Origin of the sequence: Vibrio sp. Vf1514 (genome assembly GCF_052076135.1) — a bacterium.
Classification (GTDB): domain Bacteria; phylum Pseudomonadota; class Gammaproteobacteria; order Enterobacterales; family Vibrionaceae; genus Vibrio; species Vibrio furnissii.
This window is the reverse complement of sequence record NZ_CP197268.1, coordinates 129,973-153,593: the sequence shown is the minus strand read 5'-3', so window position 1 is coordinate 153,593 and position 23,621 is coordinate 129,973. Positions and strand designations below refer to the sequence as shown.

The 23,621-nt window shown below is 53.1% G+C and carries 22 protein-coding genes; 9 read left to right on the top strand and 13 right to left on the bottom strand.

The window, feature by feature from the left end; all coding sequences use genetic code 11:
- Window positions 1-504: 504 nt before the first annotated feature.
- Window positions 505-1,761: an SGNH/GDSL hydrolase family protein gene (locus ACS18Q_RS15505; RefSeq protein WP_441257947.1), complete on the top strand. Its 1,257-nt coding sequence runs from the start codon at window positions 505-507 to the stop codon at window positions 1,759-1,761.
- A 152-nt stretch (window positions 1,762-1,913) separates the two neighbouring features.
- Here the strand turns inward: ACS18Q_RS15505 and ACS18Q_RS15500 are convergent, their stop codons facing one another.
- Both ACS18Q_RS15500 and ACS18Q_RS15495 read right to left on the bottom strand, forming a co-directional pair.
- Window positions 1,914-2,531 (bottom strand): YagU family protein, encoded by a 618-nt coding sequence (locus ACS18Q_RS15500; RefSeq protein ID WP_004727245.1) that lies wholly within the window; start codon window positions 2,529-2,531, stop codon window positions 1,914-1,916.
- Between the two features lie 334 nt (window positions 2,532-2,865).
- Entirely contained in the window at window positions 2,866-3,768 is a 903-nt protein-coding gene (locus ACS18Q_RS15495; RefSeq protein WP_004727247.1) for an EamA family transporter, read from the bottom strand.
- A 104-nt stretch (window positions 3,769-3,872) separates the two neighbouring features.
- Between ACS18Q_RS15495 and ACS18Q_RS15490 the strand changes: the two genes are divergently transcribed.
- The 5 genes from ACS18Q_RS15490 to ACS18Q_RS15470 all read left to right on the top strand — a co-directional run bounded on the left by ACS18Q_RS15490 (window position 3,873) and on the right by ACS18Q_RS15470 (window position 8,837).
- Window positions 3,873-5,249: a PLP-dependent aminotransferase family protein gene (locus ACS18Q_RS15490; RefSeq protein ID WP_441257946.1), complete on the top strand. Its 1,377-nt coding sequence runs from the start codon at window positions 3,873-3,875 to the stop codon at window positions 5,247-5,249.
- A gap of 162 nt (window positions 5,250-5,411) precedes the next feature.
- On the top strand, window positions 5,412-5,951 hold the full coding sequence (locus ACS18Q_RS15485) for a hypothetical protein (RefSeq protein WP_441257945.1): 540 nt from the start codon (window positions 5,412-5,414) through the stop codon (window positions 5,949-5,951).
- A gap of 113 nt (window positions 5,952-6,064) precedes the next feature.
- A complete protein-coding gene (locus tag ACS18Q_RS15480; protein WP_441257944.1) occupies window positions 6,065-6,859 on the top strand; it encodes a PhzF family phenazine biosynthesis protein in 795 nt (264 codons plus the stop codon).
- A 137-nt stretch (window positions 6,860-6,996) separates the two neighbouring features.
- A complete protein-coding gene (locus tag ACS18Q_RS15475) occupies window positions 6,997-7,716 on the top strand; it encodes a helix-turn-helix domain-containing protein (protein WP_441257943.1) in 720 nt (239 codons plus the stop codon).
- A gap of 194 nt (window positions 7,717-7,910) precedes the next feature.
- Window positions 7,911-8,837 carry a DMT family transporter gene (locus ACS18Q_RS15470; protein WP_441257942.1) on the top strand — a complete coding sequence of 309 codons (927 nt, stop codon included), beginning with the start codon at window positions 7,911-7,913 and terminating at the stop codon, window positions 8,835-8,837.
- 18 nt (window positions 8,838-8,855) lie between these two features.
- On the opposite strand, the gene ACS18Q_RS15465 is transcribed toward ACS18Q_RS15470, so the two are convergent.
- From ACS18Q_RS15465 to ACS18Q_RS15455, 3 genes are all read right to left on the bottom strand, one after another.
- Entirely contained in the window at window positions 8,856-11,741 is a 2,886-nt protein-coding gene (locus tag ACS18Q_RS15465; protein ID WP_441257941.1) for an alkaline phosphatase family protein, read from the bottom strand.
- 21 nt (window positions 11,742-11,762) lie between these two features.
- Window positions 11,763-12,842 carry a threonine aldolase family protein gene (locus ACS18Q_RS15460; RefSeq protein WP_004727255.1) on the bottom strand — a complete coding sequence of 360 codons (1,080 nt, stop codon included), beginning with the start codon at window positions 12,840-12,842 and terminating at the stop codon, window positions 11,763-11,765.
- A gap of 118 nt (window positions 12,843-12,960) precedes the next feature.
- The gene (locus tag ACS18Q_RS15455; RefSeq protein ID WP_004727256.1) at window positions 12,961-13,935 is read right to left on the bottom strand and encodes a GGDEF domain-containing protein; all 975 of its coding nucleotides are present in this window, start codon (window positions 13,933-13,935) and stop codon (window positions 12,961-12,963) included.
- Window positions 13,936-14,094: 159 nt separating this feature from the next.
- On the opposite strand from ACS18Q_RS15455, the gene ACS18Q_RS15450 reads away from it, so the two are divergent.
- Entirely contained in the window at window positions 14,095-15,444 is a 1,350-nt protein-coding gene (locus ACS18Q_RS15450) for an MATE family efflux transporter (protein ID WP_441257940.1), read from the top strand.
- Window positions 15,445-15,528: 84 nt separating this feature from the next.
- Here the strand turns inward: ACS18Q_RS15450 and aroG are convergent, their stop codons facing one another.
- Both aroG and ACS18Q_RS15440 read right to left on the bottom strand, forming a co-directional pair.
- Window positions 15,529-16,581, bottom strand: a complete 1,053-nt coding sequence (aroG, locus tag ACS18Q_RS15445) for a 3-deoxy-7-phosphoheptulonate synthase AroG (RefSeq protein WP_441257939.1) — start codon at window positions 16,579-16,581, stop codon at window positions 15,529-15,531.
- Window positions 16,582-16,755: 174 nt separating this feature from the next.
- Window positions 16,756-17,364 (bottom strand): TetR/AcrR family transcriptional regulator, encoded by a 609-nt coding sequence (locus ACS18Q_RS15440; RefSeq protein WP_441257938.1) that lies wholly within the window; start codon window positions 17,362-17,364, stop codon window positions 16,756-16,758.
- 189 nt (window positions 17,365-17,553) lie between these two features.
- Between ACS18Q_RS15440 and ACS18Q_RS15435 the strand changes: the two genes are divergently transcribed.
- On the top strand, window positions 17,554-18,618 hold the full coding sequence (locus ACS18Q_RS15435) for an MBL fold metallo-hydrolase (protein WP_158164793.1): 1,065 nt from the start codon (window positions 17,554-17,556) through the stop codon (window positions 18,616-18,618).
- 46 nt (window positions 18,619-18,664) lie between these two features.
- Here ACS18Q_RS15435 and cyoE read toward each other — a convergent pair whose 3' ends face one another.
- Genes cyoE through ACS18Q_RS15415 form a run of 4 tightly spaced genes read right to left on the bottom strand, consistent with a single transcriptional unit; the run spans window position 18,665 to window position 21,899 of the window.
- A complete protein-coding gene (cyoE, locus tag ACS18Q_RS15430) occupies window positions 18,665-19,561 on the bottom strand; it encodes a heme o synthase (RefSeq protein WP_441257937.1) in 897 nt (298 codons plus the stop codon).
- Window positions 19,554-20,603 (bottom strand): COX15/CtaA family protein, encoded by a 1,050-nt coding sequence (locus tag ACS18Q_RS15425; RefSeq protein WP_441257936.1) that lies wholly within the window; start codon window positions 20,601-20,603, stop codon window positions 19,554-19,556. The genes cyoE and ACS18Q_RS15425 overlap by 8 nt, the downstream gene beginning before the upstream one ends.
- A 19-nt stretch (window positions 20,604-20,622) precedes the next feature.
- Window positions 20,623-21,165: a hypothetical protein gene (locus ACS18Q_RS15420; RefSeq protein WP_441257935.1), complete on the bottom strand. Its 543-nt coding sequence runs from the start codon at window positions 21,163-21,165 to the stop codon at window positions 20,623-20,625.
- Window positions 21,162-21,899 carry an SURF1 family protein gene (locus tag ACS18Q_RS15415; RefSeq protein WP_441257934.1) on the bottom strand — a complete coding sequence of 246 codons (738 nt, stop codon included), beginning with the start codon at window positions 21,897-21,899 and terminating at the stop codon, window positions 21,162-21,164. The genes ACS18Q_RS15420 and ACS18Q_RS15415 overlap by 4 nt, the downstream gene beginning before the upstream one ends.
- On the opposite strand from ACS18Q_RS15415, the gene ACS18Q_RS15410 reads away from it, so the two are divergent.
- Window positions 21,898-22,125 (top strand): DUF2909 family protein, encoded by a 228-nt coding sequence (locus ACS18Q_RS15410; protein WP_014257941.1) that lies wholly within the window; start codon window positions 21,898-21,900, stop codon window positions 22,123-22,125. The genes ACS18Q_RS15415 and ACS18Q_RS15410 overlap by 2 nt on opposite strands.
- Before the next feature lie 11 nt (window positions 22,126-22,136).
- Here the strand turns inward: ACS18Q_RS15410 and ACS18Q_RS15405 are convergent, their stop codons facing one another.
- Together ACS18Q_RS15405 and ACS18Q_RS15400 are read right to left on the bottom strand one after the other, a co-directional pair.
- On the bottom strand, window positions 22,137-23,021 hold the full coding sequence (locus ACS18Q_RS15405) for a cytochrome c oxidase subunit 3 (protein ID WP_441257933.1): 885 nt from the start codon (window positions 23,019-23,021) through the stop codon (window positions 22,137-22,139).
- Entirely contained in the window at window positions 23,018-23,617 is a 600-nt protein-coding gene (locus ACS18Q_RS15400) for a cytochrome c oxidase assembly protein (RefSeq protein ID WP_154179388.1), read from the bottom strand. The genes ACS18Q_RS15405 and ACS18Q_RS15400 overlap by 4 nt, the downstream gene beginning before the upstream one ends.
- Window positions 23,618-23,621: the final 4 nt, after the last annotated feature.

Genomic DNA, 23,621 nt, shown 5'->3' with positions numbered 1-23,621 from the left:
TGCTGACGCTCAAGTGATCAATATAAGGAAGTGCATTACAAATAAAGCTGATTCACAAAAAGAATCGCACAAGATCACGTTTTAAATTCGTTTTAAACAGATTCCTTTAACATGGCTAATAAAAACACAAATAATTCATAAATATTTAATTTAGCGAGCATTGTTTTATCATTTACTTATTTTAAACACCCTAATTTAGATAAGGCAAAATAACTCGCACTCATTATATTATTGTTCATATTTTCTCATTGCATCCTTCAAATAAAAATAAACGTTGTTTTTTTGTCCGAATTTATTCATGCCGATGAACAAATGCACATTCAAGCATGATCTTGCTCCCAAGCACCACGCTTTATGCTTTCAATTGCATTAGTGGTGTGAATAGATATCGCATTGAACACCTCCGACCAGAAAGTCAGTGGCTAACCATGGCTGATTTGGTCATCGAGTACACAGACCCGACGCTGAATCAGCCATACAACCAACACAATAAGAAGAGACACGATGACATTACAACACACTCTGCTGATTGCGAGCCTCAGCGCCATTGCGCCAGCGGTATTGGCAAACGACATCAACCCAGCGCCGCTCATGGCGCCATCTGAAGCGGATTCGGCCCAGACGCTGGGCAGCCCAACGTACACCTATGTTCGCTGCTGGTATCGCCCGGCGGCGACGCACAACGATCCGTACACCACCTGGGAGTGGGCGAAGAACGCGGACGGCAGTGATTTCACCATTGATGGCTATTGGTGGTCCTCCGTGAGTTACAAAAATATGTTCTACACCGAGACTCAGCCCGACACCATCCTGCAGCGCTGTGAAGAGACGCTGGGCCTCACCCACGATACTGCTGACATCACCTATGCCGCGGCCGACACCCGCTTTTCTTATAACCACACCATCTGGAGCAACGATGTCGCCAACGCGCCAAGCAAAATCAACAAGGTGATCGCCTTTGGTGACAGCCTGTCGGACACCGGCAACATTTTTAACGCCTCACAATGGCGCTTCCCGAATCCGAACTCTTGGTTTGTCGGCCACTTTTCCAACGGGTTTGTCTGGACCGAATATCTGGCGCAAGGTTTGGGGCTGCCCCTCTACAACTGGGCCGTGGGCGGCGCGGCGGGACGCAATCAATACTGGGCGCTGACTGGCGTGAATGAGCAGGTCAGCTCGTACCTGACCTACATGGAAATGGCGCCGAATTACCGTGCGAAGAACACGCTATTTACGCTCGAATTCGGTCTGAATGATTTTATGAACTACGACCGTTCACTGGCTGACGTCAAAGCAGATTACAGCTCGGCGCTGATTCGTTTGGTGGACGCCGGGGCGAAAAATCTAGTGCTGTTGACCCTGCCAGATGCCACGCGCGCGCCGCAGTTCCAATATTCAACGCAGGAACACATCGACGAGGTGCGCGCCAAAGTGATTGGCATGAACGCGTTCATTCGTGAGCAGGCACGTTACTTCCAGATGCAGGGCATCAACATTTCGCTGTTTGACGCCTACACGCTGTTTGACCAGATGATCGCCGACCCAGCCGCGCATGGCTTTGATAATGCCAGCGCGCCGTGTCTTGATATTCAGCGCAGCTCTGCGGCGGATTATCTCTACACCCATGCGTTGGCTGCCGAGTGTGCCTCATCCGGTTCAGACCGCTTTGTGTTCTGGGATGTGACTCACCCCACCACGGCAACGCACCGCTACATCGCCGACCACATTTTGGCGACTGGTGTTGCGCAGTTCCCGCGTTAAGCGCGAGGGCATCAAACACGGAGCCATTCAACGCCAACGCGTTATCGCAGGGCTGAATGGCCCTTTTCTTGATGTGCCGGGAAAAAGTGAAACATCCCAACGGAGCGCATAAAAAAAGGTCGCCTCAGCGACCTTTTCAATAACCTACGGAATTAACGAGTTGCGGCCGTCAATGCCACTTCAGGATCCGGTTCACGCGTAATGCGGTTGCGTAGATCTCTACGGATGATTTCAATCGACCAGAACCAAACCAGGTGGCCAACGATTTCAGACACGTGTTCGTACCATGGCCATTCCATCACAGGCGGAGTCAAACCCAGCAGTGGGAAGGTGATCATGTGAACGCCGATTTGTGCCAATGCACCAGCAAACAGACCTTGCCACAATTTGATTTTCGGGAATTGTTCTGCAACCACGCAGTAACCCACCGCAAAAACAATGGAGAAGATAATGTGTGTGACACCAACCCAGTTAAAAATGTGGCCTGCAAAGGTATAAACGGCTTCGTTTGGATCAACAACACCAATCCAGTCGCGCAAGAAAACGTAAGGTGGATTGAGGAAATTACGTGAGCAGTCGATGTTTTCAGCCGCACGAATCAGTGATTCTGGCGAACAGGCCGCTTGGAAAATATCCACTGGACTGCGCGGTGGAAGCGGAACTTCAGCACCCCATTTCACGAAAGCGGACACAACACCCGCGATTAAGCCAATAAAGGCAGCCAAGCCATAACGTCGACGTGACGGATCGGTTTGTTCAAATAAATTCATATTTTTATTCCCATTAACAAACTGTTACATATAAAACAATGTGAACCATATCACCTAAATCAATAAAAGAACACACATCTAAGTCAAAAAGTTGTGACAAAGTCGACTATTGTTGGTTATGTAAATAAATGGAATATTTCAAGTGATGAATAGATTCTTATGCGAGATTGACCTGTTCACGAGCATCGCAAAGGGCGTATGTCATCGATGAACCCCGTCCAAAGCGTCGAAAACGCCGCACCAAAGACACCGAATGCGGCTGCAATAAATGTGATTTGAAAGGCATACAGGCTGATTAAAACGCCCACATGAAATCAGGTAAGCCAACGGTGCGTTACAACGCCGAAGGATTCGCCACCGACTTGCCTACCGATCCCACCGGTTTACGCTGCGGATACAGCACCAGACCAATCCCCAATAAGAACGTGCTGCACGATACCCATTGCGCCATGGACAACTGTTCATCATACAGCGCATACCCGCTCAGCAGCGCAAACACCGACACCAACAACGTCATGGGTGCCAATTGGCTCATCGGGTATTTCAACACCATCTTGTTCCACACCCAGTAACCAAACACTGTCGTTGGGTAAGCCTGAAACAGCACCGACAGCCACGCATTGCTGTTCCATTGCTGATACGTGGTGCTCAACACCTCCCATCCGTTAATTCCCACGCTGAGCGCCACCAGCGGGAGCGGCGCAAATAGCATGCCCCAAATGTTGAACGCAAACGCAGAACGCGTGCCCGATGCGCGCACAATCACGCCAGCCAGCGGCCAACAGATCGCAGCGATCAGAATCAACACCACGCCAGCAAACGTGACATTGCCATTGGTGTACATGATCGACACCACCAATCCAGCCACCGACACCACAATGCCTGCAGCCATGCGCGGAGAAATCACCTCTTTGTAGAGCAACACCCCCACCAGCACCGTAGTCAGTACATCCGTTTGCAGCAGCACCGACGCCATGCCAGAGGACAAGCCCCACGTGATGGCACACGACGCCATCCCCCAGATTCCGGTACCAAACACCACGCCATACGCCATCAAATAGCGCCACGGCACCGTGGGCCTGCGCACAAAAAAGATGATGGGAAAGGTGGCACAGAAAAAGCGCGCGGCAGCAATCAACAGCGGATCCATCTCGCTGACGCCCAGTTTGATCATCGAAAAATTAAAGCCCCAGATGGCCATCACACTGATGATGAGCAGTAAATCTCGTCCCTGCATGGGTGTTCTCCTTCCTGTTTTATAGAACACTCAGTCTCCCTTGCCGAACAAAAACAGTACAGATACAATTTATTAAAATTTAACCAGTACAATTTGGTGACCGCATGGCGCGATATAAACAACTGGCAGAGAAATTCATTCACGATATTGAGGCGGGAAAGCTCAGCCCGGGCGATCGCATGTTGTCATTGCGCCAGTTTGCCAGCCAGCAAGGGGTGAGCGTCTCAACAGCGGTGAGCTGTTATGCCGAACTCGAAGCGCAAGGCTGGTTGATTGCGCGCCCGCAAGCGGGATTCTTTATTGCCGAGCAACACACCATCGCCCCCACGCCCAGTTGGCCCCCTTTTCGCAGCCAAGTGGCGACGCCAACCACGATTCGTCACCGCACACTCACGCCTTGCGGCCCGCTGGGCACCTCACGCCTGCAATTGGATAAAACGGCCCAACAAGCGCTGGATCGCAGCCTGCGCCGGGCGATGAAACGAGCCAGCCCTCAGCTCACCTACTATCCCGCACCACAAGGTGAACCCGCGCTACTCAATGCGCTGGCCCAGCATTTCACCCACAGCGGCTTTGCCCTCAACGGCGAAGAATTGGTGATCACGCACGGCTGTATGGATGGCGTCAAAACGGCGCTGATGGTGTGTACCCAACCCGGCGATACGGTCGCCATCAGTTCTCCCTGCTACAACGGTTTGCTCGATCTGCTGTCGCAGTTGTCGCTGTGTATCCTCGAAATTCCTTCGTTGGCAGAGGGCATTGACCTCGACCAATTCGAACAGCACCTGCAACGCGGGACGGTGCAAGCCGGGTTGTTCTGTACCACCCACATGAATCCGCAAGGCATCACACTCTCCAGCCAACAAAAGCAACGCTTGGCACAACTCGCCAACCGCTATCGCATTCCGGTCATCGAAGATGATGTCTATTTGGAACTGCCCCATCGTCACCAACCGCCATTGCCCGCGGCCTACTACGATGAAGGGGGATACATGCTGTGGTGTGGTTCGGTATCGAAAACCTTGTCTCCCAGCTACCGGCTGGGTTGGTGTCGCCCGGGGCGTTACTTTCAGCCCTATCTCAAACGGGCACTGGGGGTGCCCACACTGGTTCAGTATGCGTTGGCCGATTTTATTGAGTCAGGCGCTTACGCGAGCCATCTCAAACGAGTGCGCTATCAACTCAATCAACACAAAGCCTACTATCTCCATTACTTGAGTGAGCATTTGCCGCCCGGCAGCACCATCACCCAACCCGATGGCGGCTTGGTGTTGTGGATGCAAATCCCCGGCCTCGATGCCCAAGCGGTTGGCGATGCCGCCGAACAAATGCAGCTCGATATTCGCATTGGCCCTTGGTTTACTGAATCGGAGCGTTATCAGAATTGCTTGCGCATCAATATTGGTTTTGCGCCCACAACGGCGATTGAAGACCAACTGGCGCAGTTGATGCGCTTGATTGCTCAACACCAGACTGTTTAAAGGCAATGCCCTGTCTTGCGATTAAGAATCCCGGCGCTCGATTGGACAAAATATAGACAGCACAAAAAACAGCTTCTACACTTCTGGTGCCGTGAATAACGTGCTGAAAATCATAATAATAGCCCTGATGCCAGTTGGCTTAAATACCAAAGGAACTGCTGTATGAAACGCTTCCCCTTGTGGGCGGGTTCACTGCTGATGCTCTGCTCAACCCCGACGTTGGCTAAAACCGTCTTAACCGAGAAAAACCTCAATACCTATCTGCAAATCATGCAAGAACGCGAAGCGTTGGATGACAGTTCGTACGAACCGGATGAACCGGCAACCGAGCTCACCTTCGCTGCGCATTGCGACTGGCAACGCCATTACCAAGATGCGGTCGCCACCGCGCCTGCCAACGACGTGACCGAGGTAGAAACAATCGCCAAACGTCACGGCTTTGCGCCCGTCGACTATTATGAGTTCACCCACAAGCTGCAATGGATGAGCTTAGAAGAGATGCAGATGGTGCTCAAATCCAGCGAAGCGATGTTGAAGACCTTACCCGCCGACAGCCGCGCCGAGCTGGAAATCGAAATCATCAATCAAAACAAGATCATTGCACTGTTGCAGCGCTGCATGACGCAAGAAGACAAGCAAGCCGCCCAACGTCTCAAGCCCGTAATGATGAAAAAAATCATGCAGATGATCGACAATAGCTGACCCGCTGCGCGAGGCGGCGGCGGTGTCGCTTCGCGTTTTCTTCCTGAGATACCGTTGCTATCTTGCTGATTTTCTGTATGTTAAAAATCATACCAAGGAATCGGAAGCGCAACATGGAATTGGAACTGTTTGTTGTCGACGCGTTTACCACTGAACGCTTTAAAGGCAATTCAGCGGCGGTCGTGCCAGTCACCCACTGGTTGAGTGATGCACAGATGCTCGCCATCGCTCAGGAAAACAACCTGTCGGAAACGGCATTTATCAAACGCTTGGCTGCAAATCGCTACGCGATTCGTTGGTTTTCGCCGCTGACCGAAATTGATTTCTGTGGCCACGCGACGCTGGCATCAGCCTACGTACTGTTCAACCACTTCGCGTGTGACGCCCCTTTAAATTTTGAGACCGCAGCGGTCGGCACACTCAGCGTCACTCAAACTGCAGACAAACGCATTACGATGCGCTTTCCCAACCGCGCGCCACAGCCCGTTGACGACATACCAGCGCCCCTTCTCGCCGGGTTGTCCATCACGCCGGATGAAGTTTGGCTCAGCACACAAGCGTATTTTGCGGTGTATCACGATGAGCAGGCCGTGCTTGAGGTGCTGCGCGATAATGAGCAACTCAAACAATTGGCTCCTTATGATGTCGTGGCAACAGCCCAATCGAGCGATTATGATTTTATCTCGCGCTATTTCTGGCCCGCGAACGGCGGCGATGAAGATCCCGTGACTGGCTCCATTCATGCCGGTTTGGCGCCATTTTGGGGTGAACGTCTGGGAAAAACCGAATTGGTTGCGTATCAAGCCTCACACCGTGGCGGCGTGTTGCAATGCGACTGGCAAGGCGAGCACGTGATGGTTTCCGGCCACGGCGTCCTCTATTTACATGGCACAATACAGGTTGATTAACGCCTTCACTCTTGGTGAGACTTTCATTCAATGCAAGGACGACTTTATGCTTTGCGACCACAGCAGGCACATCGCGCTGAACAGGCCACGCGCCATCCCCACGACCAGCAAATGCACCAGCAGCATTGGGATTGATCATGCGTGACCGGCTTTCCATTCGCTCCTATTCAGCGCACGCGACGAGCCACGTCCACCACTATCATCAGTTGGTCTTACCGCTGTCGGGCTACATCGACATCGCCGTCGATGACGTAGTGCTCAAATGCGGTTTGGGCGATTGCGTGGTGGTGCGCGCCGGGGCGCGTCATGATTTCAGTGCGCCAGAAACGTTTCGCTTTTTGGTGGCCGATCTCCATGAACTTCCGCCCAACCTCAGCGCGTCCAGCGTGGTCAGTTTTCAATTGGATCCTGCGGCCTTAGCATACATTCAATTTGTCGATAAACAGCTCCGCACGCAGGTAGATCCCAACGTTGAAGCGATGACGTTGGCGCTGTTTTCGGCTCTGTTAGCCAAGCAAGGCTTTGCGCGCGCCATTGATCCACGCATTCAAAAAGCGGTGCAAGCGATGCGCGATCATCTGGCGCAACCGCTCACCATCAATGAGCTGGCCAGCATCGCGTGCTTAAGCACCACACAATACAAAAATCTATTCAAAACCAATCTGGGGATGACGACGTTTCAATATCTGACTCAATTGAGGATGGAACGGGCTCGCGCGCTACTGACACACTCCGACTATCCCATCTGCCTGATCGCCGAGCAGGTAGGGTTTCAAGATCCATCAGCGTTCAGTCGCAGTTTCAGCCGCTACTTTGGCCAGCCCCCCAAGTTCTACACTCGGCTCTACAGCAAATAACGACGCATCTCGACATGCCTCACGACAAGCATCACGACAAGCATCACGACATGCCTCACGACACGCATCGTCCCCCACTCAGAGTTGAACATCAAAATGAGCGTTGCGGCGTATCAAAGTGTCTTTTCAGCACAAACAGGATAAAAATTCTCTTTATCATCGAGAGAACTCATAGATCAAACCGAGATTAATCCATGTTGCGAACGATGCGTTTCACCCCTTCGATATCCCTATTGACGCTGGCTCCCATTCTGTTTTTGTTGATGTGGAGCAGTGGGGCGGTCATGGTCAAATTGGGGGTCGCACAGGCGTCCGTGTGGAGCTTTTTGATCGCCCGTTCGGCCATCTCGCTGGCCTTAACACTGCTGCTGCTGCGCGTCATGCGTGGTCGTTGGCTTCCGCGTTTGGCGCACAGCTCTCGCGCCACGCGCTGGAACTTGCTGGGCTCGGGTTTGCTGCTGCAGGCCGGTTACCTCAGTACTTATTTCTTAGCCATTTCCAGCGGGCTCTCTCCGGGCCTCGTCACCGTGATCCTCGGTTTGCAACCCTTGATCACGCCGCTGCTGGCTCGCCAACGTCAAAGCCGCCGCGCCGCCGGGTTTCTACTGTTTGGCTTTGCTGGCTTGTGCTTGGCGGTCGCGGGTTCGGCGCAATTGGGCGCGCTCAATTGGCATGGGATCGGTTGGGCATTGCTGGCGCTGGCCGCCATTACGGTCGGCACCATCTGTCAGGGGCGAATTCAATTGGATAACTTAGATTCCGTGGTCAGCCAAAACAGTATCGCGCTGGTGATCTTTGGTGCCATTCAACTGACTCAGCCGTGGTACATGTTATGGAATCCGCAGTTGGTCGTCGCACTGCTGTGGATGAGTGTGGTGGTCTCAACAGGCGCATTGCTGCTGTTGATGTTGATGCTCAAACATCAGTCGGCCAGTCAGGTCAGCGTGCTGTTTTATTGCATTCCAGTGATAACCATTCTGTTTGATTACGCCTTATTTGGCACCACGCTCAGCGTGATGTCATGGGTGGGCGTCATCACCGTTGCCGCCAGTGTGTGGGGGTATCAACACGACAAAGCCAGACGTGCGTTGCAAGCAAGCGCAGCGTCTGGCTCAGCATGACAAGCCGCATGAGCGCCTTTACGGTTGGTGAATATCCAGCCGGTTGAGCAGCGATGGAAAGCCCCAGCCATCTTGGCCCGGCACCACCGGTTCACCGGTTAAATACTCAAACAACGTCGGCGCCAACGAGCCGTTCGCTTCACTCAGCAGCGGCTCATGATTGGCGCCCACTGGCGCGCCCCAAAAGCCCAGAAACGCATCTTTTTCTAAATAGCTTTCCCCCGCATGACGCCCCGGCACTTTGGTGTTGTAGCCAATGCCATCACGAGGAAACAGGTTGACGGTGCCTGCGCGATCCTCTTCGTAGAGGGCCGCGAGCTGATTCACCGAATCGGGCCGCGCGCTAAAGCGGGTTAAGTCGCGCCACTGAGCGGCATCACACCAACTCGCCACATCATCCGCTTTAGCGGCATACAGGCATTGATCCACCAACTTGGCGTACTGATTGAGCGCCTGTTCGCTTGGTGACGACAGATAAGGATTGAGTACCTGCACATCCAGCAGGCGCGCCTTGCCATTGACACCCGCGTAATAGAGTTTGTCGCCTTGTTTACGAATGATCTCATCCACCCGCTGGCCGTCGCGTTCGCCAATCAAGCGCACCGCACATTGGTTCTCATTGCAGGCACTTTCGCGTACCACCAAGTAATCCAGCGTGTCCCCTAGGCGCTGCACACTTTCGGCGATCACATCGACTGGCATATCGCTTTCCGCCGGTTGCCATTGGGTCAATTCCTGATACACCGGCTGCACCTGCCAACCCGCTTTGGCATTAAAGAAGTCGAGCATGAAGTTGCCGCCCGCCGTCGAGGCAACCACCACATCAACCTGATGATAGCCCGGCGGATTAAGTGCATTGGTCAACTTTGGCCCTTCCCCTTCATCCGAAGAGATTTTTTCCAGATGAATCGTGATTCCGAGTGCTTTCGCCAGCGGGGTAAAAATCTGTTTTTCCGGATTGAGCGCAAAATAGACCGGCGCCAAGCCGTGATCCCCTGCCATCCCCCACAAGGTGCGCTCATACACCCCGGCATCCCGATAAGCCTTTTCCATCCGCCCTAACCAATAATCGAGGCGATTGAGCTCGCCCGTGGGCATGATCACTTCATCGCTGAACGGGCCGGTAAAGTGGGCGAAATGATCCGGCCACGGGTTGTACACCAAGGTGTAATCCGGCAAGCCGTGCATGTCTTGCTCGGCATAATCGGCCAGTGCCTGTTGCAACGCCCATTTACGGCTCAGACGCGTGTAAACTGCCCATTGGGAAATGTCCTGATAGGCGCTCACCTGCTCAATCAGTGTGGCGCGCACGCCATGCAGCGATTGCTCCACTTTTGCTCGTGCTTCGAGGTCGCGCAAGCAGCGTTTTTCACCAAAGTCACGCTGCGCCTCGCCAACACCGAGGTTGATTAAACCATCGTACGTCACATGCGCATTCCAGTCATATTGCGCATTGCAGTTAAGCGTTTTGAGATAATCCAAACGATCAAACATGGTTTGAACGTGACGTTCACCGACCAGCTTATCAAGCTGCAGTGCATCATTGCCGTAGAAGTAATACGCTCGGTCTGCCTGACGGTCGACAAAGTGGAAATTGGGAATGCCGGTGCCGCCATCGCCAGAGACCTTCGCCCCGGTTTTGATCAGCGGCAGGTTGCGCACGCTGATGGTGGGCGTCGAGGAAATCCCTACCTGCACGATATTGCTGTGGTCACTACCATAAAGGCGCTTAAAGAACGGTAGGTAATAGGGATCGTGATACGGCTGTTCGGCGAGAATTTGCATAAAGTGCACCTGTTGCTGATGCGCGGGCTGCTCATCCGTCAGCGGTGAACGCATCGATGCCGCATTAACCTGACGGCGGTACACTTCACCGATAAATGGCTGGCTCGGATCAACCAGCCCCTGCATCAACCCTTGTTGCAAACCATCAACGGTCACCTGCACCGCAAAACGGCGCTGCTGCTGAGAACGCAGGAAATCCACCACCTGTGCCGGGTTATTGTCGAGCGTATCCACCAGCCAATCCGTCAAACGTTCCGTGCGTTCTTGCTGATACAAAAACTGGCGATACCCTTTGAGCACGTTGAGACGCACAAAATCAATCAAGCTGACGGTCACAGCTTCCGCTTTGTTGTTGATTTTGCTGGCGTTGGCAGGTTTGGCGTCATCCATCACCGCCAGTAGCGCATGTTTCATGTCGCCATCCTGCATGCCCGATGCCGCTTTCTCCAGCAGCCCAACCACGATGGGTTGAATCTTCGCGACCAAGGCTTTGTCTTGCGCGCTACCGCTCAGGTATTGATACTGCGGCGGCAGTTGATCCACATGTTGCCACTCGCCCACCTGAACCAACGCATCATAGAGCGTCACCAGAGTAGCGATGAAATCACGATCAATTTTAATCCCTTCCTGATGCGCCTGATCTTTGCTGCGCATCTCGGGTTCATCCGTGGGTTTATCCCCCACGTGATATAAGCTGTGTTCAAAGCCTTTGAGCGCCTGATCGTCGTACACCGTGCTGATATACGCTTTGAACTGGTCGCCCGGTTCAATTCCCGCGTAACGGTCGTAATACTGATAAAGGAAATAGCCGAGCGGAATGGCGTAACGCGGATCGGTGATCTGTTTCATCACGCGAGCTTTGACTTTCGCATCCAGTGGCAAGGTCAGAATGTAGGTATCCAGCGATACGCCGGCAATGGTAAACAACGTGGCATCTCGCGCCACGGTGGTCGAATAGCTGAGCGATGAAACAACCTGATTTTTCAGGATGGCTGCGGAGTTAAACACCCCGCCAATGAGCGGTGTATCACCCAGCCCCGCTTGGGCAGGCGATGCGAGTAAACAGGCCGACACCGCAGCGATAAGCGGTGCCTGACGCATCAATTTAACAGAGGACATAGAGAAACATTCCGTCACGCATTAGGCGTTGAGTTGATCGCGTATCCAATCGAGTACTTCGATCAGCTGATGATCGGGCATGTTGAGCAGTCGATCGCCCACATACCACTCGATGAAACTTTGATTGGGTTGCGGCGCACTTTGTGGATGACCGAGCCAGATTTTCTTGTCTGATGCGAGGCGGTTACGCAGCACAATGGCATTGTCGACGCTCAGCGGCAGATAAAGATGCAGCATGTTGGCTTGCGGCTCAATCGGATTAAGGGTGAATTCAGGGTAATCGAGCAGAATCTGATAAATCTGTTGTGTGCGTTCAAACAGCACGGGCATGACTGCCAAACGCGGCTCAAACTGCATCGCGGCGGATACCACATAAGGCGTGCGATGATAGACATTGCCTCCCTGACGGCGCATCCACACGGCCGCTTTATTGATAAACGCTTGGCTACCGAGCAGCATCGAACCACCCAATCCGTTGATGCCTTTATACAACGAGACATACGCGGTATGAAAACCGGCAGCGATGTCGCGATAACTCTTTTGATAAAACGCTGCCGATTCCCACAGCCGCGCGCCATCCATGTGTAGGTGAATACCCTGTTCAGCGCAGTAGGTTTTGACCGCTTCCAGCTGTTGCCAACTCGGCAACTGGCCCCCAAGCTCGCGCATCGGCAGTTCGTACACCGCCGCCGCAATTTCATCCGGCCACGCTTTGAGATCCTGCACCAGCCACGGGCGATGACGGTCACCAATGGGCAGCACCTGAAAACGTTGCTGCATCTGATACCCCTGCGCTTCATGGGTGAAGATATGACACGTTTCATGCATTGCGACCACCGAGCAACGCTTTTCCTGACACACCAGTTGCAGCGCGGTGGGTTGGGTCATGGTGCCGGTGATGACAAACAGCGCCGCCTCAAAGCCCAATCGCTCGGCGACTTGCTGTTCAAAATTCTGAATGGTGTTTCCGCTGCCGTAAGCATCATGGTCCACCGCATGGGTTTCGCACCACTCAGCCATCTGGCGGAACAGCGTGGCCGGGTCTGGTTCATGGTTGCCCGCGATAAAGGTGTGGCAGTGTTGGCGAAGATCAGCATCCATACGTTCTCATCCTATTGCATATCATCTCAGCGAAACGATATCACTCTCGAATGAATTTTCGATACTGATGCATGAAAACTGTGAAACGCAGTGAGGAACGCGGTTCTGCGTCTGAGATTTAACGTGTTTTGGCCGCGCGAATCTGCGATTTCTGGCGATACATGACCTGATCCGCTTGTTCAAGCAAGGTATCAATATGCACTTCAGACAAGCCATCCCCCGCCACGGTGCCACTGCAAAACGCCAGTTGATACGGTCGATTCGCGGTGTCGTTAAATTCCGTCACCGCATGACGAAAGCGCTCGATGGCTCGCTGCGCTTCTTCGTCGAGCGTGGATGACATGAACACCACAAATTCGTCTCCGCCAAGGCGGGCAATCAAATCCGATTCGCGAAAACTGCTCAACATGAGCTGGGCAAAATCCTGTAATGCATCATCCCCAACCGAGTGCCCAAGCTGATCGTTGATCGCTTTGAAACCATTCAGGTCAAAAAACGCCAAGCAATAGGGAATGCGATTAAAGCGGCAGTGCATCAAGCTTTTGCTCACCAACGACAAAAAGCCACGGCGATTCGAGATGTTGGTCAGCTCATCGACCGAGGCATTATGCGTGGCCGCCAGCTCTCTTTCAGCCATTTTGGCCAAATCCAGCAAATCAATGATCTCGTCGTGATTGAGATTGCGCGGTTCAGTATCAATGATGCACAGTGTGCCCAGTTTCGAACCGTCTTGAAACACCAAAGGCACGCCCGCGTAAAAGCGAATGTGCGGATTGTCGGTGACCAGCGGATTATCGGCAAAACGTTCATCGGCAACGGCATTGTTGATGATAAACGGCTCGTCACCCAAAATGGCATGACCACAGAACGAGATATCCCGCGGCGTTTCACTCACGTTGAGCCCAAAGCTGGACTTAAACCACTGGCGCTTTTCATCCACCAAGGTGACCAGTGCAATCGGGACATCAAAGAGACGCCGAGCCAAACGAGTCACGCGATCAAAACGCTCCTCCGGAGCGGAGTCTAAAATGCCGAGCTTATGTAAACTGGCAATACGTTGTTGTTCATCGATAGGTTTGGCTGGTTTTTGCATAGCGACTAGCTGGTTACACTGTTAACATGCTTCTACAATAGTTGAGTTGCGGAGTCAGGTAAATGTTTGTCATGCAGACATGCCGGTTGATTTCCGAACTTTCGCCCGCATATTAGCTGACAAACCACTCGTTGATATTCAACAAACCGATAGGTTCCCATGCAAAACCGTCAAACCATCACTCCCCCTTCGTTGTCGCGTCAGTTGTTCCAAATGACCTGGCCGATGCTCTTCGGCGTCCTATCGCTGATGAGCTTTCAGCTCGTCGACAGTGCCTTTATCGGCCAACTTGGCGTGCTACCACTCGCCGCGCAAGGCTTTACCATGCCCATTCAGATGATCATCATCGGGATTCAGGTCGGCTTGGGCATTGCCACCACCGCGGTAATTTCGCGCGCGCTGGGCGCCGGTCAAGAAAAGTACGCCAAACAGCTGGGCGGCTTAGTCGTTGCCATGGGGAGCATCGGGGTCGCGGTCTTCGGCGTGGTGCTGTACCTGTTACGCCATCCCATTCTGGGGCTACTTGGCGCACCAGACAGCGTGTTTCCCATCATCGACAGTTACTGGATTTGGTGGGTGGTGAGTGCATGGACAGGCGCTGTCTTGTACTTTTTGTACAGCATTTGCCGCGCCAATGGCAACACCATGCTGCCGGGCACCATGATGATGATCACCAGCGTCTTGAACTTGTTGCTGGATCCGCTGTTTATTTTCACCTTTGATCTGGGCATTAACGGTGCTGCCATCGCGACCATTTTGGCCTTTGGCATCGGGATTATCATCGTCGCGCCGCGCGTCTCCGCCAAACACTGGATGCTGTTTGATTGGCGTGATCTCAACATCGCGCACAGTGTGCGTTCTATCGGCCATATCATGGGCCCCGCGATGCTAAGCCAATTGCTACCTCCCCTCTCTTCCATGCTGGCGACCAAATTACTGGCCGGCTTTGGCACCGCAGCCGTGGCCGCATGGGCACTGGGTTCGCGCTTTGAATTTTTTGCGATTGTGTCCGTGCTGGCACTGACCATGTCCATTCCTCCGATGGTGGGTCGTTTGCTCGGTTCCGACAACATTGCAGATATTCGTAAATTGGTCACGATCGCGATTCGTTTCGTGCTGGTGTCTCAAGTGCTGATTGCACTCATCACGTTGTCGCTCGCCACGCCATTGGCCGGGCTGATGACCAGTGAAGAGAGTGTGGAGTCGATTCTGAACTGGCACCTGACCGTGGTGCCGCTCAGCTTGGGGCCATTGGGCATCTGTATGTTGATGGTGTCCGTCTCCAATGCGCTAGGGAAATCCTATGTCGCGCTGACGATTTCGGCACTGCGTCTGTTTGCGTTCTTCTTGCCATGTCTGTGGCTGGGCGCGCAAATCGGCGACCTGAAGGGGCTGTTTGTTGGCGCCTTTATCGGCAATATTTTAGCGGGTGCGACCGCGTGGAGCATTTACCAGCGCGCGCTGCATCGCATTGAAATGAGCATCAACCAAGTCGATCGAGCGTGTTGAGAACGCAACGAAAAAGGCGCTCTGATGAGCGCCTTTTTTATATGGAAATATCTATTTTGGTATGGTCTCGATGGCCATCCACACTTAGCGATTGCGACGGGCTTCCACCGCGGCTGCCAATTGGCGCAGAACCGTTTCAGTGTCATCCCAACCGATACAAGCATCGGTAATCGACTGACCATAAACCGGCGCTTGACCTTCAACCAAGTCCTGACGACCTTCCACCAGATGCGATTCAATCATCACGCCGAAAATGGCATGTTCACCACTCGAGATTTGCGTGACGATGTCGTCTGCAACCACCATTTGACGCTGGTACTGTTTCGAGCTGTTCGCATGGCTGAAATCAATCATCACTTTCTGCGACAAACCTGACGCTTCCAGTTTCTGCTTCACGTCACCCACATGGGCCGCACTGTAGTTTGGCTCTTTGCCGCCGCGCAAAATGATGTGGCAATCCGGGTTACCCGCCGTTTCAACAATCGCTGAATGGCCGTATTTGGTCACGGAGAGAAAATTGTGAGACGCGCTTGCTGAGCGAATGGCATCGGCTGCAATCTTGATGTTGCCATCAGTACCATTTTTGAAACCCACAGGGCATGACAAACCCGATGATAGCTCACGGTGTACCTGAGATTCCGTGGTACGCGCGCCGATGGCACCCCAGCTGATCAGATCAGCAATGTACTGCGGCGTGATCATATCAAGGAATTCACTGGCCGTTGGCATGCCCATGTCGGTCAAATCCAGCAGCAGTTTGCGGCCAATGCGCACACCGTCGTTGATTTCGTAAGTATCGTTGAGGTACGGGTCGTTAATCAGCCCTTTCCAACCCACCGTGGTACGCGGTTTTTCGAAGTAAACACGCATCACCACTTCAAGCTGGCCACTCAGTTCATCGCGCAGCACTTTCAGGCGTTTGCCGTACTCGATAGCCGCTTGCGTATCATGAATCGAACACGGACCAACCACCACCAATAGGCGATCGTCTTTGTCTTGCAAAATGTTGTGGATCGCTTCGCGGGCTTGAAATGTCGTCGAAGAAGCAACTTCAGTCGCTGGGTATTTTTCCAGCACAGCAACAGGGGGTAACAACTCTTTAATTTGTTTAATATTTACATCATCAGTTTGGTGCATCGCTTACTTCTTCCTATATCTTGCCGCTGCTGGCTGTTCGAACGGAAACAGCCTCTCCCAAGAGCAGCGTCATTTGCTCTTCCCGTAACTTATCCACTTCACGAAGTGAGCGCAACCATTATTTTTTATCAAAAGCAATATGTGTAAATTATTTACACCAAAACTACAGTGTAATTATTTTTTTACACCGTAATGACTGAGGAAGAACTGGGCGCTTTGTTGGGCCAGTTTACGGCGCTGCGCTTCGGTTAAAGAAGGCTTTAACCCTAAGATTTGCGGCCAGAAGCAACTGCCTTTGATCAAACTGTGTAACTGGATGTTAGCCAACTCAATGTCTTCAATCGTCAGGCGCTTCGCGTCACCCTGATGTGTCAGCCAACGCGCGAGCTGAGTCTCTTTCATCGCCATCTGTTCAGAATGCTGTGTCAATTCTTCTGGACGATACAAATAATGCCCTAACACCACTCTCGCCAAGTCGAGGTACTCACTGGAAGCGAGGATTTCGATTTCGCTCAACAGCAACTGTTCCAACTGCTCATTCAAGGGCAGCGAGGCCAGTTGATCCGGATCCATCAAATTGGCTGTGACTTTCCACAAATCCGCCAGCAACGTCATCACCAGCATCTCTTTCGACGCAAAATGGTTGTAGACCGTGCGCTTTGACACCTGTGCCATGGCGGCAATTTTATCCATGCTGGTATTTTGCGCGCCAAACTCTCGAAAAGCCGCCATCGCCGCCGACAATATGGCTTCGCGCTTCAATTCACTGCGAGTCTTTTTCATCTTACTTGCCTTGGTTGCATGTTCATTTTTGGTCAATATTACACTAAGCAGTTTACTTTTCACCACTCAATATGTAAACTACACCGACTAGTTTACTTTAAAACTTCTAATATTCGTCACAAACACTTCATGTTGATCGCTAAAGATATCTCGAGGCGTTTGTGTCACCGCACACCACAGGAGGAAGATATGAATATCGAAACAACCTGCTCAACCGCGAACGAACTTCCCATGCTTGATGGCAAATTTGCCAACAGCGAAGTCGTGACCAAAACCACCATGCGTGACTTCCTGACCATTTCATGGGCCTATTTAACCGCCGATCGTGAGGAAGCTGAGCCAAAAAAGCCGATACCTGTTCAGTCGATCACCACTGAGCAGCTAACCCAAGAAGATCAAGACGTGGTTTATCGTCTTGGCCATTCCACCGTGCTGATGAAACTGGATGGACAATGGATCCTCACGGATCCCGTATTCAGTGATCGCGCCTCCCCAGTGCAATGGATGGGCCCGAAACGCTTTCACGACACCCCCATATCGCTTGCCGAATTACCCTTCATTGACGTGGTGCTGATCAGCCATGATCACTATGACCACCTCGACAAAGCCGCGGTCAAACTGCTGGCTAACCACGTCGGACGTTTTCTGGTGCCGCTTGAAGTGGGCAAACTGATGATCAAGTGGGGACTGCCGGCAGAAAAGATGAGTGAATTGTCTTGGTGGCAAAGTGCGACCATCGGCAACACAGAGTTTGTGTTCACGCCAACGCAGCATTTCTCAGGGCGGGGTCTGAATGATCGCAACACGACCTTGTGGGGCAGTTGGGTCATCCGTGGTCAGGACAAATCGGTATTTTTCAGCGGCGATTCAGGTTACTTCGGCGGCTTTAAACAGATTGGCGACCGCTATGGTCCGTTTGACCTCACGCTCGTGGAAACGGGTGCCTACAGCTCACTTTGGTCGGACGTTCACATGTTCCCGCGAGAAAGCCTGCAAGCGCACTTGGATCTGAAAGGTAAAGTCATGCTGCCCATTCACAACAGCACCTTTGATTTGTCCTTGCATCGCTGGTACGAGCCCTTGGAACAAGTGACGAAACTGGCGCGCGCACTGAATGTCACGGTAACCGCACCCATGATTGGTGAACGCATGCTGATTGCACAACCAGCGCCCTTGGAAGCATGGTGGCTCAATCACGCCAGTGAACGCGAGCCAAATGCAGCAACAGAACCATGTTTGAACACGCCAAACTAACTAAGCCACACGACCGCACGCGATAGCGGTTGAGCCGCTTGGTGCTTTAGAGGTAGTGATCCAGGAGCAACGCGATAAACAGCATCATCAAATGATAGATGGAATACTTAAAGGTATTGATCGCCGAGCTGTTTTCCGGATCGCACTTCAGCGCCCACGCGGAATAGATAAACCCAAGGCTCAGCACACTGGAAGCGGCGAAATAGATCACGCCACTCATGCCCACCAACACGGGTAACACACACACCAATGCCAGCAAAAACGTATACAGCAAAATCGATGTTTTGGTGTACTCCACCCCATGCGTCACTGGCAGCATCGGAATGTCCGCTTTGGCATAATCGTCTTTGCGATGAATCGCGAGCGCCCAGAAATGCGGCGGCGTCCAGATGAAGATGATCATCACCAATAACCACGCATTAGCATGCAATTCCCCGGTAACGGATGTCCAACCGAGCAGCGGCGGCATTGCGCCAGCCAGCCCCGCAATCACAATATTTTGTGGCGTCGCGCGTTTGAGATACAGCGTGTATACCACGGCATAGCCCAGCAAACTGGCAAAGGTCAGCCACGCGGTTAACCCATTCACGCCCCAATACAATATCGCAAAACCCACGATGCCCAGTACGAACGCAAACAGCATGACGCGGCTGGCTTGAATCTCACCAGACGGCAACGGCCGCTTGTAGGTGCGTGCCATCATCGCATCAATGCGTCGATCAATCAGATGATTCAATGCTGCCGCCGACCCGGCCATCAACCCAATGCCCGATAGCCCCAAAACGGCCGCTTTGAACGGCATCAACCCGGGCTGCGCAAGGCACATGCCCACCAACGCGGTGAGCAACATCAACGCGACCACTTTCGGTTTGGTCAACGTGAGATAAATGTGCCAGCGACTGACTGCAGAGGCGGTATGGACCGCCGCGATCGATTTACTCATGAGACACACTCCTTGTTTGACTGACGGCGAGCGTCTGCGGCCAAAGCAGATAATTGCATTTCAGCACCGCGATCAACAATAGTGCCGCGCCCAAGTTATGCAGCACCGCAATGGTCAAGGGCAAGCTGAGCAACACATTGCCCACTCCAAGCAGAACTTGCACCGACAACGCGCCGAGTACCATCTTGGCAGGTTGGAGATAGCCAAGCGCTCTCAACCGCCATGCCAGCAACCCCAGCACAACGATGGTCACCATCGCGCCCACGCGATGCGCAACATGAATGGTGAGCCTTGCCCCGTAATCGAGCACACCAAATTCATAGCTATCGTGCCCCAAATGCACTGGCGTAAATGCGGTACGAAAATCGAGATACTGCGGCCAATTGCCTTCGCAAATCGGTAAACGGCTACACATGAGCGCCGCGTAGTTGGAGGATGTCCAGCCACCAAGCATGATTTGCACCACCACCACGCCCAATGACAGCATCGCAAGCACACGTAGGTTAAGCGGCGCAAAAGCAGGGGCTCTTGGCGTTGCCGCCTGCAATCGCCAATACAGCAACCACAAGCCACTCAGTAAACTAAAACCGCCGATCAAATGCCCCATCACCACCAGCGGCAACAGTTTCAGCGTTACCGTCCACATGCCCAGCAGCGCTTGAAACACCACAATGGCCGCAATCACCAGCGGCAGCGTCATCGGCACAGGGCGATAGCGCAGACACAAATAAGTGATGCTAAACACCACCAATCCGAGCGTGCCAGCAAAATAACGGTGAATCATTTCCGGCCAAGCTTTATGGGGCTCAACATCTAAATGGGGATAGAGAAACTCGGCTTTTTGCAATGCGCTGGGAGAAAGCGGTACGGTGTAGTGCCCATAACAGCCCGGCCAATCCGGGCACCCCAGTCCGGCATCCGCCAAACGGGTGTAAGCGCCCAATGCGATGACCGCCAACGTCAACACAAGACTGAAACGAACCAGATGAAGCCAACTGACGCTTGGGGTAGACGCTGCAAGACTGTGCGTGTGATTCGACATACCACCCTCCCTGATGTGTTTAGCCGACGCGTGATAACTTCAGTAGTTTGCGTAGATCCGCCAGCACCTTGCGGCTCTGCGCGATTTGTTGTGACGCTTCCGGCTCGGCAAAACGCATCACCAACTGACCGAGCGGGTCGACGATCACCACATCGCCGGCTTCGATGTGCTGCATAAACTGCGTATTCACCGGAATCTGTTGTAGCGCCATGCCCTCCAGTGCCGCGGTGTCACTGTGCACACTCACCAGCAATACTGGCGTCACTCGGCTTTGTTCTTTACCAAGCGCCGTATGGCTTTGCGCCAGCAAGTAAATTTGCTGCTGGCAATCGGCGGTGCAGCTCGCTGGCACCACGTAGGCCATCTGCCAGCTCACCTGTTCAAGCGGATTAAACACCCCAAGCGACGACATCGTCACACGCGGCTCAATCAATTTCCCCGTGTTGGTCGCACCAGACTGATACCAGTGATTGGAAAGCACCGCTTGCGCCACCAAAGCAGGCAGCGCGAAAAACAGCACAATCCCCACCAAGATCAGGCGACCTTTACTTTTATCCGTCATGAATGCCTCCCTGCTCGCCAAACTCTTACGCCAATCACCAACGCAATCACCGCCAAAACAGCAGCCATCGTGAACCATTGCAATGCGTAGCCGAAATGCTTCTGCGCGCTCATCGCCAGCGGCTGCCAAGGTTGTGGGTAAGGCCAATTCGCCTGCTGTGGCTGAAATGCCACGGGCAAAATCGGTGTGCCCAGCCACTGCGACAGCGCCTCCACATTGAGATTTTGAATGCGGTGCGGATTGCCCGCCTCCAACCCCAAAGCATCACTGAAAGGATTGGCTGAACGAGCATACAAACGCCCAGTCAGCGTTTGCGGCTCAGTAAGCCAGTCCACGTTCGGTAGCACGCGGCGGTCGTTTCCTGCAGGCACAAACCCGCGCTCAATCAACATCCAATGCCCATCCTGTTGTTTCGCCAGTTGATAGGCGAGATAGCCCACTTTGCCGTCGAACGTTTGGTTATCAAGCAGGAATGTCGCGTCGGGATGCGGGTCCAACGTCACCGTGACGCGAAGCCCCGTGAGCTCAGCCATGGAGTAACGTTCCAACGCCGTCGCCAAACTCAGCGGCGCCATTTGGGCTCGTGCGGCCAAGCGGGTTTCTAAATGCAACTTTTCTTCACCACGCGCCAACTGCCAAAAGCCCAATTTGACCAGCAGCGCAAACACGACCACAGTTAAAACAGCGCCCACCCAAACTTTCCCTGACCACACGCGCTGTGAAGGAGCCGCCATGCTGCCACTGGTTGTAAAAATTGCTTTGGTTTTGCTTTTACTGTTCATCATATTCAATCTGGCCCGCGCGCTGATTCGCATGGTGAGTGACCCCAAAGAGGGCGAAGAAGAACGCCCAATGAGCTATTATCTCGGCCGCCGTTTGATGTTCTCGGCGATGGTGGTCATTGTGCTCATTTTCGCGCTCCTCAGCGGTTGGCTGCATCCCAACGCCACACCCTATTAGTTTTAAAATCGTTATAAAACATACACAAACACAAACAGACACAGCCAAACCACATCCACGAAATGCCAATACCAACTCCCCGCCTGAAACGCAAAATGGTCTTTCGGCGTGAAGTGGTCTTTGGCGATGCGCGCCAGCAGCACCGCAAGGAAAAGCGTGCCCAAACAAACGTGCAGCCCGTGAAACCCCGTCAGTAAGAAGAAGGTATTGCCGTACACACCCGATTGCAGCGTCAGCCCCATTTCGTGATAAGCATGCAGGTATTCAACCGCTTGAAAATAGAGAAAGAATCCAGCCAAAATAATGGTGATTTCCAACCACACCACCAGCGCCATGCGTCGGTTGCGCTCTAAACTCAAGTGCGCCATGTGCAAAGTGATAGAGGATGTCAGCAGAATGATGGTATTTTTCAGCGGAATCCCTGCCCACGGCATCGCCTCGGTCGTGATACCGCCCGGTGTCGTCAAGAGCGGCCACACCGCTTCAAAGCCCGGCCACAACACTTCATGCGTCATCGCGTTGTTACTGGCGCCGCCCAACCAAGGCACCGCCACCATGCGCGCATAGAACAGCGCGCCAAAAAACGCGCCGAAGAACATCACCTCAGAGAAAATGAACCAGCTCATGCCTTGGCGGAACGAACGAGCGATTTGCGTGGAATATAGCCCCGCCAGCGACTCACTGACCACATTGCTAAACCAACCCGCCAGCATGTACAGCAACACAAAAAATCCGGCGAACAGAATCACTTTGCCAATCACGCCACCGGCGCCGTCGGTGCCGACATGTTGCACGGTGACGCCTGCACCCACTGCCAATAGGAATAGGGCCACCGCACCGACGATAGGCCAGTGACTCTGAGCTGGAACATAGTACGCATTCGGTTTGTCACTCATTGGGTTGCTCCTTGCGAAACTGCCGTGCCCGCCTTCGCCAAGGCGGGTTGAGGCGCCGCTTTATCCGTCATGTTGTACAGCGTGTAAGAGAGTGTCAGGGTGTGGATGGTGTCCGGAATGTCCGGCTCAATGTAGAAAATCAACGGCATTTCCGCATGCGCTTTGGCCATCAGCGGCTGCTGACTGAAACAGAAACACTCGATTTTGTTGAAGTAGGTCGCCCCCTGCCCCGGAGAAACCGAGGGCACCGCCTGCCCCACCAAGTCCGAACTCGACAGATTGTCGGCCAGATACGCGGTCTGAATCACTTGGCCGGGATGCACATCGATGTGCGTCAGCTTGGGCGCGAATCGCCACGGCATGTTATGACTGATGTGCGCCATAAATTCGACCCGAATGGTGCGCGACTCATCAATCTGCATCCCTTGCGGTTGAATGGCGGCCACCTCACTGGTTTTGCCATTGATGCCAAGCTGCTGACACATCACGTCATACAGCGGCACCAGCGCAAAACCAAAACCGAACATCAGCACCACTGCCAGTAGTAGCTTAATGGTCAATGGACGATTTGAGGAACCGGACGTTGGCTGTGTCATGATT

Bases quoted from the DNA above. Each gene is read 5' to 3' on its own strand.
- ACS18Q_RS15405 (WP_441257933.1), bottom strand. From the start codon at position 23,021: ATGAGTGACAAACCGAATGCGTACTATGTTCCAGCTCAGAGTCACTGG.
- ACS18Q_RS15425 (WP_441257936.1), bottom strand. From the start codon at position 20,603: ATGTCGAATCACACGCACAGTCTTGCAGCGTCTACCCCAAGCGTCAGT.
- ACS18Q_RS15470 (WP_441257942.1), top strand. From the start codon at position 7,911: ATGTTGCGAACGATGCGTTTCACCCCTTCGATATCCCTATTGACGCTG.
- ACS18Q_RS15440 (WP_441257938.1), bottom strand. From the start codon at position 17,364: ATGAAAAAGACTCGCAGTGAATTGAAGCGCGAAGCCATATTGTCGGCG.
- ACS18Q_RS15480 (WP_441257944.1), top strand. From the start codon at position 6,065: ATGGAATTGGAACTGTTTGTTGTCGACGCGTTTACCACTGAACGCTTT.
- ACS18Q_RS15450 (WP_441257940.1), top strand. From the start codon at position 14,095: ATGCAAAACCGTCAAACCATCACTCCCCCTTCGTTGTCGCGTCAGTTG.
- ACS18Q_RS15495 (WP_004727247.1), bottom strand. From the start codon at position 3,768: ATGCAGGGACGAGATTTACTGCTCATCATCAGTGTGATGGCCATCTGG.
- ACS18Q_RS15485 (WP_441257945.1), top strand. From the start codon at position 5,412: ATGAAACGCTTCCCCTTGTGGGCGGGTTCACTGCTGATGCTCTGCTCA.
- ACS18Q_RS15435 (WP_158164793.1), top strand. From the start codon at position 17,554: ATGAATATCGAAACAACCTGCTCAACCGCGAACGAACTTCCCATGCTT.
- aroG (WP_441257939.1), bottom strand. From the start codon at position 16,581: ATGCACCAAACTGATGATGTAAATATTAAACAAATTAAAGAGTTGTTA.
- cyoE (WP_441257937.1), bottom strand. From the start codon at position 19,561: ATGAGTAAATCGATCGCGGCGGTCCATACCGCCTCTGCAGTCAGTCGC.
- ACS18Q_RS15465 (WP_441257941.1), bottom strand. From the start codon at position 11,741: ATGTCCTCTGTTAAATTGATGCGTCAGGCACCGCTTATCGCTGCGGTG.
- ACS18Q_RS15420 (WP_441257935.1), bottom strand. From the start codon at position 21,165: ATGACGGATAAAAGTAAAGGTCGCCTGATCTTGGTGGGGATTGTGCTG.
- ACS18Q_RS15505 (WP_441257947.1), top strand. From the start codon at position 505: ATGACATTACAACACACTCTGCTGATTGCGAGCCTCAGCGCCATTGCG.
- ACS18Q_RS15415 (WP_441257934.1), bottom strand. From the start codon at position 21,899: ATGGCGGCTCCTTCACAGCGCGTGTGGTCAGGGAAAGTTTGGGTGGGC.
- ACS18Q_RS15460 (WP_004727255.1), bottom strand. From the start codon at position 12,842: ATGGATGCTGATCTTCGCCAACACTGCCACACCTTTATCGCGGGCAAC.
- ACS18Q_RS15500 (WP_004727245.1), bottom strand. From the start codon at position 2,531: ATGAATTTATTTGAACAAACCGATCCGTCACGTCGACGTTATGGCTTG.
- ACS18Q_RS15400 (WP_154179388.1), bottom strand. From the start codon at position 23,617: ATGACACAGCCAACGTCCGGTTCCTCAAATCGTCCATTGACCATTAAG.
- ACS18Q_RS15410 (WP_014257941.1), top strand. From the start codon at position 21,898: ATGCTGCCACTGGTTGTAAAAATTGCTTTGGTTTTGCTTTTACTGTTC.
- ACS18Q_RS15475 (WP_441257943.1), top strand. From the start codon at position 6,997: ATGCGTGACCGGCTTTCCATTCGCTCCTATTCAGCGCACGCGACGAGC.
- ACS18Q_RS15490 (WP_441257946.1), top strand. From the start codon at position 3,873: ATGGCGCGATATAAACAACTGGCAGAGAAATTCATTCACGATATTGAG.
- ACS18Q_RS15455 (WP_004727256.1), bottom strand. From the start codon at position 13,935: ATGCAAAAACCAGCCAAACCTATCGATGAACAACAACGTATTGCCAGT.